The 13,468-nt window shown below is 37.2% G+C and carries 11 protein-coding genes; 9 read left to right on the top strand and 2 right to left on the bottom strand.

The window, feature by feature from the left end; all coding sequences use genetic code 11:
- The first annotated feature begins 14 nt into the window (after nucleotides 1-14).
- Genes nirD through MKX78_RS12180 form a run of 5 tightly spaced genes read left to right on the top strand, consistent with a single transcriptional unit; the run spans nucleotide 15 to nucleotide 4,048 of the window.
- Complete coding sequence (gene nirD, locus MKX78_RS12200; protein WP_341051114.1) at nucleotides 15-353, top strand: nitrite reductase small subunit NirD; 339 nt, start codon at nucleotides 15-17, stop codon at nucleotides 351-353.
- Between the two features lie 34 nt (nucleotides 354-387).
- A complete protein-coding gene (locus tag MKX78_RS12195) occupies nucleotides 388-1,203 on the top strand; it encodes a uroporphyrinogen-III synthase (RefSeq protein ID WP_341051112.1) in 816 nt (271 codons plus the stop codon).
- Nucleotides 1,204-1,225: 22 nt separating this feature from the next.
- Complete coding sequence (cobA, locus tag MKX78_RS12190; protein ID WP_341051110.1) at nucleotides 1,226-2,698, top strand: uroporphyrinogen-III C-methyltransferase; 1,473 nt, start codon at nucleotides 1,226-1,228, stop codon at nucleotides 2,696-2,698.
- A 20-nt stretch (nucleotides 2,699-2,718) separates the two neighbouring features.
- Nucleotides 2,719-3,462, top strand: a complete 744-nt coding sequence (locus MKX78_RS12185; protein ID WP_341052747.1) for a sirohydrochlorin chelatase — start codon at nucleotides 2,719-2,721, stop codon at nucleotides 3,460-3,462.
- Nucleotides 3,443-4,048, top strand: a complete 606-nt coding sequence (locus MKX78_RS12180) for a precorrin-2 dehydrogenase/sirohydrochlorin ferrochelatase family protein (RefSeq protein ID WP_341051108.1) — start codon at nucleotides 3,443-3,445, stop codon at nucleotides 4,046-4,048. The genes MKX78_RS12185 and MKX78_RS12180 overlap by 20 nt, the downstream gene beginning before the upstream one ends.
- A gap of 940 nt (nucleotides 4,049-4,988) precedes the next feature.
- On the opposite strand, the gene MKX78_RS12175 is transcribed toward MKX78_RS12180, so the two are convergent.
- Nucleotides 4,989-6,242 carry a cytochrome P450 family protein gene (locus tag MKX78_RS12175; RefSeq protein ID WP_341051107.1) on the bottom strand — a complete coding sequence of 418 codons (1,254 nt, stop codon included), beginning with the start codon at nucleotides 6,240-6,242 and terminating at the stop codon, nucleotides 4,989-4,991.
- A gap of 198 nt (nucleotides 6,243-6,440) precedes the next feature.
- Here MKX78_RS12175 and MKX78_RS12170 point away from each other — a divergent pair, with 198 nt between their 5' ends.
- The 3 genes from MKX78_RS12170 to MKX78_RS12160 all read left to right on the top strand — a co-directional run bounded on the left by MKX78_RS12170 (nucleotide 6,441) and on the right by MKX78_RS12160 (nucleotide 10,189).
- On the top strand, nucleotides 6,441-6,989 hold the full coding sequence (locus MKX78_RS12170; RefSeq protein WP_341051106.1) for a PadR family transcriptional regulator: 549 nt from the start codon (nucleotides 6,441-6,443) through the stop codon (nucleotides 6,987-6,989).
- Nucleotides 6,990-7,155: 166 nt separating this feature from the next.
- Complete coding sequence (locus tag MKX78_RS12165) at nucleotides 7,156-7,281, top strand: hypothetical protein (protein WP_341051104.1); 126 nt, start codon at nucleotides 7,156-7,158, stop codon at nucleotides 7,279-7,281.
- Between the two features lie 619 nt (nucleotides 7,282-7,900).
- Complete coding sequence (locus tag MKX78_RS12160) at nucleotides 7,901-10,189, top strand: peptidase G2 autoproteolytic cleavage domain-containing protein (RefSeq protein ID WP_341051102.1); 2,289 nt, start codon at nucleotides 7,901-7,903, stop codon at nucleotides 10,187-10,189.
- A 715-nt stretch (nucleotides 10,190-10,904) separates the two neighbouring features.
- On the opposite strand, the gene MKX78_RS12155 is transcribed toward MKX78_RS12160, so the two are convergent.
- On the bottom strand, nucleotides 10,905-12,308 hold the full coding sequence (locus MKX78_RS12155; protein WP_341051100.1) for a sigma-54 interaction domain-containing protein: 1,404 nt from the start codon (nucleotides 12,306-12,308) through the stop codon (nucleotides 10,905-10,907).
- Nucleotides 12,309-12,569: 261 nt separating this feature from the next.
- On the opposite strand from MKX78_RS12155, the gene ahlS reads away from it, so the two are divergent.
- On the top strand, nucleotides 12,570-13,418 hold the full coding sequence (ahlS, locus tag MKX78_RS12150) for an AhlS family quorum-quenching N-acyl homoserine lactonase (protein WP_341051098.1): 849 nt from the start codon (nucleotides 12,570-12,572) through the stop codon (nucleotides 13,416-13,418).
- Nucleotides 13,419-13,468: the final 50 nt, after the last annotated feature.

Here is a 13,468-nt window from a genome sequence, read left to right as displayed (position 1 = left end):
TGGAGGCGAAGCATATGGGAAGTAACGGTTTGTCGAAAAGTATAACTAAGATTTTGATCAGTCCCATCAGTGAATTGCCAAAAAAAATTGGTAAAACAGTGAGAATAGGTGAAAAGGAAATTGCTGTTTTTAAATTATCAAGTGGAAAAATCCTTGCAGTGGAGAACCGTTGTCCCCATAAAGGCGGTGTTCTTTCCGAAGGGATTGTCAGTGGTGAATTTGTATTTTGCCCTATGCATGATTGGAAAATTTGTTTAGAAGATGGAAAGGTGCAAGAGCCGGATACAGGCTGCATTAAATCCTATAAAACAATAACTGAAGGAGAAAATGCTTATCTTTTAATAGAAGAATAACTATTTTTTAATCATTCTAAGGAGGTTATGATCGATGAGAAAGCTGGAAGGAAAACGAATAGCTTTACTAGGCTCTCGAAAAGTAGCTGAAGTAAGTAAAATCGTCGAAAACTTTGGTGGTACTCCTTTTAGCAGGCCGGCACAGGGAACTGTCTTTTTAGATGAGTTAAAATTAGAAAATTATATCACGCGGATTGTAAATGGCAAATATGATTGGATCATTATTACAACTGGTATTGGTCTAGAAACCTTATATCATTGCGCTGAAAAAATGGAAATGAAGGAAAAGTTTATATCTGCCCTTCAAAATATGAAAATAGCGGCAAGGGGCTATAAAGCTGTCAATATGCTGAAAAAACTCGGATGCACTCCTCTCGTTCGAGATGATGATGGAAGTACTGCTGGTTTAATTCGTGGCCTTTCAGCATTTACTCTGAATCAGTCAAAGGTAGCCATCCAACTACATGGAAATCCTATCCCAGCTTTAGTCCAATGGCTTCAAAGTCAAAATGCCACATTTGAGGAGATTTTACCATATATTCATATTTCACCAGATAAACAGGTGATGGAAAAACTGTTGGAAGAAATACTTAATGGTAAAGTTGATGCAGCTATTTTTACAAGTACACCGCAAGTACGCAATCTTTTCCATCACGCAGAACAAAATAGTATTGTCAACGAATTGCAGCACGCTTTTTCGCAACAAACAATCGCTTTAGCCATTGGAAAAATTACAGCTGAGGCGTTATATACGAAAGGACTCAATCGGGTCATTTTCCCGCAAAAAGAAAGGATCGGAAGTGCCATTGTTGAGTTGAGCAATTATTATCAACAGCTTGCAAAAATCTAAGAAAAAACAAAGGGGTGGGATTTTGGAAGGAAAAGTTTATCTAGTCGGTGCTGGACCTGGAGATGAAGGTTTAATTACACTCAAAGGATTAAAAGCGATACAACAGGCAGATGTCATTTTATATGACAGATTAATTAATCCTAAGCTTCTTGAGTCAGCTCCCTCTCATTGTGAGTTTATTTTTTGCGGAAAGCTTCCAAAAAAACATCTCCTTAAACAGGAACTAATTACCGAAATACTCGTCCAAAAGGCGTTGGAAGGTAGCACAGTCGTTCGTCTGAAGGGAGGGGATCCCGGTGTTTTTGGTAGAGTGGGAGAGGAGGCCGAAGCACTCGTTTCATATGATATCCCATTTGAAATTGTCCCAGGGATTACTTCGGGTATAGCCGCTTCTCTTTATGCAGGGATACCAGTCACTCATCGAGAATACGGTGTATCTTTCGCGATGATTACTGCTCATGACAAAACCAAGGACGGGAAACCTACGATTGATTTTGCTGGATTAGTCAACAGTGTTGACACAGTAGCATTCTATATGGGCATTGCAAATATTTCTTATATTAGTGAAAACTTGGTTTGCTATGGTAAACCTGCTGAAACACCAGTGATTCTCATTCAATGGGGAACTTACGGCAGGCAGAAAACTTTACAAGGAACTTTAGCGGATATTTCAGATAAAGTAAAAGCTGCAAAGTTTACTAATCCAGCGATAGCATTAGTGGGGGATATTGTTTCACTTCGTGAGAAATTAAAATGGTTTGAAAAAAAACCTCTCCATGGGAAGCAGATTCTTTTAACACGTACTGGTACGGGAGAAAGTGCTATTGCAGAAACTTTAAAGGAGCAGGGAGCAGATGTAATTGAATTCCCGAAATGGGTGAAAAAAGATGTGCCGATTAATGAAGGGATTATCAATAAATTATATTTATATGACCGTATTTTATTTACTGCTACAGAGAGCATCAATGATTTTTTTGATTTATTAAGTGCAAAAAGGATAGATGTTAGAAATATTACGGCACAATTTTATGTCATGTCGAAAAAATCTTTGCTTGTTTTAAATAAACGAGGGCTGACGGGTCTTGAAGAAGAGAAAATGGAACGCCATGGAAAGCTTCTTATTATCGGAAACCGAAGAAATCCTTCTAATTTAGTTCAATACGGCCGTCATGATTTTTTGCAAACGAGTGAGATCTGTCTTGATGAAAAATTCATGCCGGTAATTAGACAAATGCTGGATGAAGCTGTTATTGATACTATTCTTTTTCCAAGCAGTTATTCTGTCGACGTATTAATAGAAAATGCAAATTTCATTAACCTAAATATAGTTGGGTTTTTAAAAGAAACTCAAAAATACTGCATGGGACAAAAAACTCGGAAACGGATGGAGGAGTATGGATTTCAGCCTGATTTTATGGCTAGTGAGCCAACTATAGATAAATTGATTAGTGCATTAACAGGAAAAGCTGAAAAAGTTCGTGCTGTGGAAGTATAAAACAATAGGGGTGTTTATAAATAGAAGCAATTCTTTATATATGTCATGGCAGCAGACTGCCAGAAGCAGCTGAAGAGGCTACTTCCTTTATTAAAAGTTTTATAAAAAAGGATAATACAATTATTCAAGAGTATGGATTTCTTGAACTGGCAACACCATCCATTGAGGATGCCTTTCGTAAGTGTGTTGAACGAGGTGCTACGCTTATAAAGGTGATACCTATTTTATTGCTGACAGCAGTTCATGCTAAAAAAGATATACCTGAGAAACTTCTTCAGCTACAAGGAAAATATCCTACCGTTGAAGTTAGATACGGTCGTCCAATTGGCGTTCATCCTTACATGGTTGATATCCTTTCAGAACATTTATATAATAACTGCAGCAACCTCAATCCACAATCCATGGTCATTATAGTTGGAAGAGGAAGCAGTGATCCAGATGTGAAAAGGGATTTAAAAATAATAGCTGAAATGTTACGGAAAAGGCTAAACTTAAAAAGAGTCAGTGATTGTTATTTAACTGGTGTTGGTCCTAGCTTTGAACAAGTATTGTATAGTGCAAAAGAGTCCGAAATAAAAGAAATATATATTATTCCATACCTTTTGTTTACAGGCGTCTTAATGAACGGTATGAAAAAAACAATTCGTTGCCTATTTGCGAATTCAGATAAAAATCCTGTACTATGTCATTACTTAGGTTACCATCCCTCTATAGAGCTAATACTGAGGGAGCGCGTGATAGAACTTGAACAGAGAGGAAAATGAAATGCTTCCACTTATGGTGAATGTAAAAAATAAGAAATGTGTTGTCATCGGCGGAGGAAAAATCGCTTATCGAAAAACACGTTCATTGCTTGATGGTGAAGCAAGCGTTACAATTATCAGTCCAATCATATGTCAAGAATTGCAAGTGCTTGAAATAGAGGCAAAAATAACGATTGAACGTAAAAATCCAGAGATAGCAGATTATTGTGATGCTTTTATCATAATTGCAGCAACTGATTCAAGTCAGTTGAATGAACAAATCGCATCCGAAGCCAATCCTGGTCAACTTGTAAATGTAGCAAGTAATCATGAACTTGGAAATTTCCATTTGCCTGCATATTTTAACAGAGGAAAGTTGACTCTTAGTGTATCAACGGGGGGAGCAAGTCCTACACTTGCCGTAGAAATTAAGAAACAGTTAATGGAGATTTTTGATGAGTCTTTCACAGAGTATACCGAATATTTATATAAAAAGCGTCAGGGGATTTTACAATCTAATCATTCATCCACTCGTAAACAAGAACTTTTAAGAGAACTAGTGAACGAAGATTACAGATTTTTAAAAAAAGTTGCAGAGCGTCTTTAGACAGGAGATAAGTGATATAAACAACATGAAAAAACGATGCCCTTAATTTCTTGGAAAATGAAGTGACTTCAACGGAAACTGCATGACCATAATCTGTTTCGAAGAATAATGAAAGCCTAAATTCAAAAACAACATAAAAAAAGAAGACGATGTTAGGAGCCTGTTAAGGTTGACATCGGTTAAATAGCCACCGTATTTCTATATCTTTGCTGAAATGATGAATAATGCTGAGATAGCTATACAGTAAATAGAGTAATATTCGTCACATTTGAAGGATGAAAACATGATGAACGACTATGTTACCTTTTTATTATGGTTTTGTCTGCTTTCTGTAAATTGTGTAGTAAAGCAAACCAGCAAAGACCTGCTGTAAGTATGAGGTAATTTAATAAGAAATTCAATATCTCTACTAAGTGTAAAAATGATGCTTTTTTAAAAATCAGGTGGAATACATATGTATGTATTTATAGACGATTAATCTTTTATGGGAAAGTAGTTACCAAAAAAGGATCTTTAGTTATACAAAAATCCTTTTTTGGTCCCCATTTAAAAAATCCCCGTTTTTCAATTAAAATAGTGAATGGGCAAAATCCCTCGTAATGAATGCAGTCAGCGGGTACACCCCATTGATATAGAGTGCCATAAATCGTTTCCATGAAAGGAATCGGTCCATGGAAATAAAAAAGGACTTCTTTTGATGAGATCTTGGATTGTAAAAAACTCTATATCTACTTATCCTTCTTGATCGAAGGATTGGAATGTTCAATCAGCTTCATCCGGGTATCAAAACCATAAATAATTTTAAACTAGTTGGATGATTGTTTGCTAATATAGAATTTAACGGTGTGATTCCGATACCACCACTAATCAACACCATAGTTATATCTGAGTCTTCGAGAACAAAATCACCAATTTTCTTCTAACTAACTTATAATGAAAATTAGAAAGAAATAGGGAGTGAATCAATCCCCTGTGAAGAAAGATTAAATTGCCACTGAACTTCTTCTGTAGGTATTTTCAAACGTAGTTTAGGCATACGTTTCAATAGTGTTGTAAAGGCGACATCTCCTTCTACCCTTGCAAGTGGAGATCCGAGACACATATGCATGCCATAGCCAAAGGCTAGATGACGCTCAATTTTACGGTCTACTTCTAAGTCCTCAGAGTCCGCAAATACCTTTTCGTCTCTGTTTGCAGCTTTGACCATAACCAACATCATATCGCCTTTTTTAATTTTTTGACCTGATATTTCAATATCTTCTTTTGCAAAACGTGGTCCCACACTCGTAGATGGCCCGTTGAAACGTAATAATTCCTCTACTGCAGATGGCACTAAGCTAAGATCATTTTTGAGTAATTCAAGTTGTTCTGGGTGTTCGAATAACATCATTGCCCCAGTTGCTATTAAATTTGATGTCGTTTCATGGCCAGCAAAAATTAATAGAGTGATCATAGAAATCAATTCTGCTTCATTTAGGCGGTCACCTTCTTCTTCGATAGCAATTAACTGGCTAATTAAGTCCTCTGACGGTTGTTTCCTTTTCTTATCAACCAAAAGCTTGGTATATTCTCCGAATTCCTGAAGATGCTTTGCCACAGTGGGATCTTGTTTTCCCCATCCGAGACCTTTAGCAATGGCTGACGACCAAATCTTTAGTTTCTCTCGATCCGCATAAGGTACTCCTAACATTTCTGAAATCACATTGATTGGTAAAGGATAGGCATAGTCCTTTACAAGATCCATCTCCCCCTTCGACTGGACCTCATCCAATAATTCATCTGCAATTTCCTGTATTCGTGGTCTTAGCCCTTCCATAAATCGAGGTGTAAAGGCTTTTGAAACTAACATACGTAAGCGTCTGTGATCTATTCCATCAACAAATAGCATTGATTTACCGGTAAAGAAAGTATCAGGTGCTGTAGTTTGTTCAGTATCATATATTTTTTCCCTGTAGTCATCCTTTTCTTCAATAGTAGTAGGATCAACAGTAAATTGTTTTGAGTTTTTAAGAATTTGAATCGCTTCTTCCATATGTACAACTATCCAAGTTTGATTATCTGTTTCCCCCATGGGGTTAGAAATGGGAATGATTGGCCCCATTTCGCGTACATTTGCAAAGATGTGAAATGGATTTTCCTTACTATTACCACTAAGTAAACCTAAAACCTGGTTAGAAACATTTGATTTGGTCATTATTTACTTCCTTTCAAGGTTTAATTTTAAATATACTCAAATTTGAGTATATAAGTAGCCTACTAGATGGTGGCACATAGTGTAAATGCGATTAAAGTAACCTTTTTTGTTTTAGGTCTTAAGATAGAGATTAATTCACATATTTTAGCGTATTCTTTTATGTTAATATAAATGTATATCTACATAAGGAGTAAGAATATGTCTATTCAAATTTTCATTTTAAGTAAACTTATGGAAGGGAACGACTATCCATATAATATAAAAAAATTAATATCTGATCCGATTCCACTAGATAAAATACGTGGGATTACTGAGAGTAAATTATATTATCATTTTGAGTCATTAGCGAAACAAGGGTTAATTGAGGTTGTAGAAGTGATAAAAGAAGTAAAGCGACCAGATAGGCAAGTGTATAGAATTACCGAAAAAGGAAGATTGGAATTACCTAATAAAATATATAAGGTGTTTACAAATGCAAATACAGTTAACGAAATGATTCTTGGGATTACTAATCTTAAATATGTTGATTCAACGATCGTTATTCAAATTCTAGAAAAAAAGCTAGAAGGAATAAGAGCAATAGAGGAGTCAAGAATAGTTTTGGAAGGACAACCCAATGTAGATAGACAAGAGCCTGCTTATCGGTTTATGAATGATTATTTTTCTGAAAGTTTACAAAGTAATATTTATTGGTTAAAAAAATTAATTAATGGAATAAGAGAAGGAGAATTTAATTCTGAAAAATAAGAAGGAAGTATAGTTAAAACTTTGAAAGAAAAAGAAAAACGATTAGACGGTGTAGACATTCGTCAATCACAAAAGGATAGCCATGAGAGTGGCGGTCCTTTTTCATTTGAATAAAATTTTTACTAACAGCCTACAATACTTCTTGAATAGAAGGGAGTGAAGCGGGTTGACAAAATCACCTAATAATGGAAGTAAAAACCAAAGTTCGCCACAGGGAAATCAAAATGCATTTAGTGGTGATAATAGTAAGGGAAATAAAAGAAATAAAGATCAAAAAAGCAAATCTGAATAGTAAAATTATAAAAGCATGTTAGCTTGATAAAGTTAACATGCTTTTGTATACATTTTTATCTTCGTATTTCTTAAAAAGGGCGTTTGACTGATAATATGACCGTCCTAACTAAATAGAATAAGGAAATGTTATATACCAAATTATTAATAGAAATGAGGGATTAAACGATCATAAACGAACAACGCCTTCTACTTCATTAACGAAAGAAGAAACTATGAATCTATTACTCACTTCCATTCCGATAGAAGAAATGGGACTATCACATATGATAAATACAGAAGGTGAAAAAATTCAATATGCAATGGACACGCTGTTAATAGCCCGTTAAATAATCTAGCGTTCGAGCAATTAACTAAATCCTGAGTTTGATTCTTACATAAAAGATAAAGAAGGATTTGATTGAAGTTGGTAATCTTGGAATGGGACTAATGAATAGACTATGTGGAAACCTGTAAAATCGATTGGTGGATGATGAACCATTAGTATCGAAAGTTTTTTATAGGCTTACTTTAAAATGATTAGTGTTATTCTTTGAAAAAAAGGAGGTAGATGTCCAAGCCATCTTCTTTTTCCTTTCATAGTCTATTACTAGTGATAAATGAAGGGAGTTATTATAAGGATGGAGGAAAAATGCAATCAACAAGCAATAGGTGAATGTTCGACTGCAGAAGGTCTAAATACTACTTCTTATGGGACAGCATCGCACGCAGAAGGCTTCGAAACGATCTCTTTAGGAGATTCATCTCATACAGAAGGTTCTCATACTACAGCAACGGGCAATGCATCGCACGCAGAAGGGTTTATGACTGAAACGGATGAAGATGCGTCTCATGCAGAGGGGAGTCAAACACAAGCGCTTGGAAAGGCCTCGCATGCGGAGGGGTATATGACAAGAGCCACGAACGATTCATCCCATGCTGAGGGGGCAAATACACTTGCTTCCGGTATGACTGCTCATGCGGAAGGAAGTGGTGTTCAAGCCATTGGAGATTCATCTCATGGAGAAGGGTTTCTGAGCAAATCTATCGGTAACGTGTCCCATGCAGAAGGGTCTCAAACGGAAGCCATCGGTGAGGCATCTCATGCGGAAGGATTCCAATCAATTGCCGAAGGAGTAATATCCCATGCGGAAGGTTCGCAGACAGCCGCTTTAGGCGTTGTTTCTCATGCGGAAGGTTACAATACACAGGCAATAGGAGATATTTCCCACGCAGAAGGGAACTTTACGATAGCAAGTGGGAGTGACTCGCATGCAGAGGGAAGGGCAACAACAAGTAGCGGTATCGCATCTCATGCGGAGGGGAATCGGACAATAGCAAGTGGAGATGACTCTCATGCAGAGGGGATTGACACAACAAGTAGTGGCATTGGTTCTCATGCGGAAGGTTGGCGAACAATAGCAAGTGGTAGGTATTCGCACGCAGAGGGATTTGAGTCAATTTCTAGTGATTGGTATTCTCACGCCGAGGGAGCTGGGACAATAGCCAGTGGTTGGGTTTCACATGCAGAAGGAAATCGATCAACAGCCAGTGGTTTGTATTCGCACGCAGAAGGTTCTGATACTAGAGCAGATGGAACTGCATCCCATGCAGAAGGGCTAGAAACAATAGCAAGTGGTTGGGGTTCACATGCAGAAGGGCGAGAAACGCAAGCTACTGGTTTTTTTTCCCACGCAGAAGGGCGAGAAACAATAGCAATCGGCGAAACTTCTCATGCCGAGGGATATAGGACTTTAGCAAGTTTCGGTCCTTCTCATGCGGAAGGGTTTGGCACAACAGCGAGTGGCAGTACAGCCCATGCGGAGGGGAATCAGACTATAGCCAGTGGAGAAAATTCCCATGCAGAGGGGTATCTGACTGAAGCGAGTGGTTATACTTCGCACGCAGAGGGTGAAGCTACTATAGCCTTCGGGACTAGTTCTCATTCACAAAATTATCAAACACAAGCAAATGGTTTCGCTTCTCACGCAGAAGGGTATGGCACAACAGCGAGTGGCGATGTTTCCCACGCGGAAGGAGATTCGACTACATCTGCACATACTGGTGCTCATATAATGGGGCAATGGGGGACTAGCGAAGAAGCATATTCTTGGTTTATAGCTAATGGTACAGATACAGCTAGAGCACTTGGCGCCAAATGGCTAGCAAGCAATGGTCAAATGTACATCGATGGTAGCTCTTACAATACTGGTGGTGCCGATTTTGCCGAAATGTTTGAAACCATCGATGGGAAGGAAATTGAAGTTGGTTATTTTGTCACCTTAGACGGAGATAAAGTGAAAAAAGCCACGTCTACTGACTATATCTTAGGTATCACTAGCGCAACACCGAGTCTGATTGGTAATAGTGCAGGGCTGAGCTGGCATGGCCGTTACCAATTAGATGAGTGGGGGAGAAGAACGTATCAGGAAGTCGATGTACCTGAAGTGAAGAATAAAGAAGGCAAGGAGATCATTCCTGCAAAGAAAGAAATACAGCCTGTTATGAATCCAGATTGGGATAGCCAAAGAGAATATGTTCCCCGTCAGAAGCGACCAGAATGGGTACCAGTTGGTCTGGTGGGTCAAGTTCTTGTAAGAGATGATGGTACTTGTGAAGTGAATGGTTATTGCCAACCTAATGATGAGGGCATTGCTACAAAGGCAACAGCAGGTTTCCGTGTGATTAAACGGACGGGTGAGAACCAAGTGTTGGTCTTAATTAAGCCAAATGACGATGAAAATCGAACGTTAAGAAGAGACATTACAGTGATAGAAGAATTACAAAAGCAAAGTGCTGTGACGATGCAGGAATATCGAATAAAGATACAAACTTTAGAAAAAGAAAACGAAACGATTAGCCATGAAATGCAAGAATTAAAAACTCAATTTGCTTCTCTGATGAGTAAATTAGATAGAGATAGTTTTTAACAAAATTAATACTAGCGGCTTCACTTTTATATGTAAAAAAGTGAAGTCGTTTTTCTTTTTCACCCCTTTATTAAAGAAAAACAGGTTTTTTAATGCGCAGCTGCTATGGACCCCTATAAGAAATCGGAAGCAAAATTAGCCCCTTCATTTTTCTGCCTGTCTGTATCACAACCCCTTCAGAGCATGAGTCATCGGCCGTTTGTGATCGTTAAAATGCGCATAGACCGCAGGGGTGTAGTGACTTCGCCTTTATTCGTTCTACTAATTTTCTACGAATTCACTTGCAACACATAGAATGACGAGCTGTAAGTGAAAAAGGGGAGAAGCCATGTGGTTAAGAAGTCATCAGGAAGCAAAATACGCTGTCTAACTACCCACTAATGGCTTCATTAAGTTCTAATAATCTTAATCTCGGTAGTGTTACTGCATTTTTTGACCATCCGATTACAAATAATCATGCATCTGTGATTGATTATATGAAAAGGAATTATATAGACCGAGTATTGATTGAAATACAACCGACAACTATTTCTTAATCTAAGGAAATTTGAATAAGATTCTATTACTAAATGGTTAGATTGTAAATACGTGGTTAAATCTAGTAGTTCTTTTATCTATAAAAGAATCACTTTCATCATATCTATTCTTTTTGGGATGAACGGAAGGGAGTAAAGTCAAATGGTCGCAATAAATAGTACACTCTTCTATAAGTCTTTTAACATTTCGCTTTAGAAACCACATTATTTTCCTTATTTTTCCACCTTTGCAACTTCTTTAATAATGTAGTATGGTGAATGTCTAGTTCTTTAGCAGCTTTTCGAATCGAATTGTTTCTTTCAATTGCTGCATTTATAATCATTTTTTCGTAGTTTTCAATTTGATTTTTTAAAGAAATAGAAGGTTTATAGGCTGAATGAAAAATATGTCTAGGTAAGTGCTCAGGTTTTATAATCATTTCTGGAATTGAAACAATGATGCTTTCAATGATATTTCTTAGTTCGCGGATATTACCTGGCCAATGGTAATTTTGTAGAATTTGTTTAGTATCAGGTAGCAGTTCTTTTTCAATTCGGTATTGTTCTTTGAAGTGATAGAAAAAATGGTCAATTAATATATCTGTATCTTCTAACCTTTCCCTCAGAGGTGGAATGTCAATATTTACGACAGCTAATCGATAAAAAAGGTCTTCCCGAAATTCCCCAATTTCTACTTTATCCTCTAAATTTTGATTGGTTGCGAAGATAAAGCGGATATCAATTTTTTTTGATTTCGTGCTTCCGATTCTTTGGACGGTTTTATCTTGAATGACTCTTAAAAGTTTAACTTGAATGGAGAGCGGCATTTCTCCAATCTCATCCAATAAAAATGTCCCTCCATCGGCTAACTCTAACAAACCCATTTTTCCTCCCTTTTTTGAACCAGTGAATGCGCCACCTTCATAACCAAAAAGTTCAGATTCCAAAAGCGATTCTGGAATGGCTGCGCAATTGACTTTTATAAATGCCCTTTTGTGTCGATTGCTTAAGTGGTGAATTAAGTTGGCAATTTCCTCTTTTCCTGATCCAGAAGGTCCTGTAATCAGTATACTTGTTGGAAACGGTGCTACCTGCTCCACTTTTTGAACAATTGCCTTCATTTGGGGGGAATTAAAGAGGAATTGGGACTTTTGTTCATTCGCAAAATCGAATGTAAAACGATGATTGTTAAGTTCAGATATGTTTTCAACACGTTCTAAATCATTTTTAAGTTGATTTAAGTGGGTTATATCACGAACACTAGCGACAACCATTTCGATCTTTCCATCTTTATCAAATACAGGTCTTCCTGTTACCATTACATCCTTTTTATTACCTAGCTTTTGCATAATTGAAATCGTTTCTTTCTTTTCTAAAACTAACAATGATGCTGACCGATTGATATAGCCTTCCTTAACTAAATCACCCATATATCTACCTACAAGGTCTCTGCGACCAAAACCAGATAACTTTTCATAGGCAGCGTTAACATACAGAGTTATTCCTTCCGAGTTTACTATATAAACGCCATCTGGAACAAACTCAAGTACGGTCAATAACCTTTCTACAACGACGGAATCTGGATAACGATCTAAGAGACTCAAGTCTTTTCACTCTCCTTTTTATGGTGAAATTTTTCTATTTCCTTCGAAAAATGTAACCACTTTCATTCGATATATAAACATATTGTACCACAATTATAGTAACTTTTTCACTATTCGAAATAGTCAATATAAAAAAACGCAACTCTCCTAATTGGCATGGTTTGTGCATAAACATTATGAAGAGAGGAGGGACCTTACCACCTTTAATTACGAAACTAATCTTATAGTAGTTTTTGAAAAAATATGATAGGAGGAATTAAAATGACAAATATTATCAAGCCTTCTCCAAAACTTTATGTATTAGATACTGGAACAATGAAAATGGACAAAAATTACATGATCGCGATGCATAATCCAGCTAGTATGGATAATCCGAACCCACCTGCAGAGTTCGTGGAATTTCCAGTTTACGCAGTATTAATTGATCATCCTGAAGGTAAAATTTTATTTGACACCGGCTGTAACCCAGAGGGCATGGGGAAGGACGGTAGATGGCCAGAAGGTGTTCAGAAAATGTTTCCATCCTTTCAAGATGAATCATGTTACTTGATTAATCGTTTGGAACAATTAAATACACGTCCTGAAGATATTAAATATGTTGTTGCTTCCCACCTCCACCTTGACCATGCTGGTTGTCTGGAGTTATTTACTAACGCTACTATTATCGTTCATGATACAGAACTTTCCAATACAATGAAGCAGTATGCAATGACGAAAGATATGGGTGCCTATATATGGGCTGATGTAAATGCTTGGATTAACAATGGGCTAAAATGGAAAACAGTTATGCCAAATGAGGACGAATTAGAGCTAGCACAAGGAATAAAGATTTTAAATTTCGGACCTGGACACGCATGGGGGCTGTTAGGGTTACATGTTGAATTACCAGGAGAGGGCGGTATTATTTTGGCTTCAGATGCTGTGTATTCGTCAGAAAGCTATGGACCGCCAATAAAAATGCCAGGTATTATCTATGATTCTATTGGATATTTAAATGCGGTAGAAAAAATAAGGAAATATGCGGAACGAACGAATTCCCAAGTTTGGTTTGGCCATGATTCGGAGCAATTCAGAAAGTTTATCAAATCAACAGCTGGATTTTATGAATAAGATAGTGAGCCAAAAAGAAGCTTAAATCTTACTTCGGATTTCTATAGTAT

This window comes from Cytobacillus sp. FSL R5-0569 (genome assembly GCF_038007265.1).
GTDB classification, from domain to species: Bacteria; Bacillota; Bacilli; order Bacillales; family Cytobacillaceae; genus Cytobacillus; species Cytobacillus kochii.
Note: the sequence above shows the minus strand (reverse complement) of the source record. Positions and strands in the feature narration are given on the sequence as shown.

Coding starts and splice junctions, on each gene's coding strand:
- MKX78_RS12175 (WP_341051107.1), bottom strand. CDS start 6,242: ATGACCAAATCAAATGTTTCTAACCAGGTTTTAGGTTTACTTAGTGGT.
- ahlS (WP_341051098.1), top strand. CDS start 12,570: ATGACAAATATTATCAAGCCTTCTCCAAAACTTTATGTATTAGATACT.
- MKX78_RS12160 (WP_341051102.1), top strand. CDS start 7,901: ATGGAGGAAAAATGCAATCAACAAGCAATAGGTGAATGTTCGACTGCA.
- nirD (WP_341051114.1), top strand. CDS start 15: ATGGGAAGTAACGGTTTGTCGAAAAGTATAACTAAGATTTTGATCAGT.
- MKX78_RS12170 (WP_341051106.1), top strand. CDS start 6,441: ATGTCTATTCAAATTTTCATTTTAAGTAAACTTATGGAAGGGAACGAC.
- MKX78_RS12195 (WP_341051112.1), top strand. CDS start 388: ATGAGAAAGCTGGAAGGAAAACGAATAGCTTTACTAGGCTCTCGAAAA.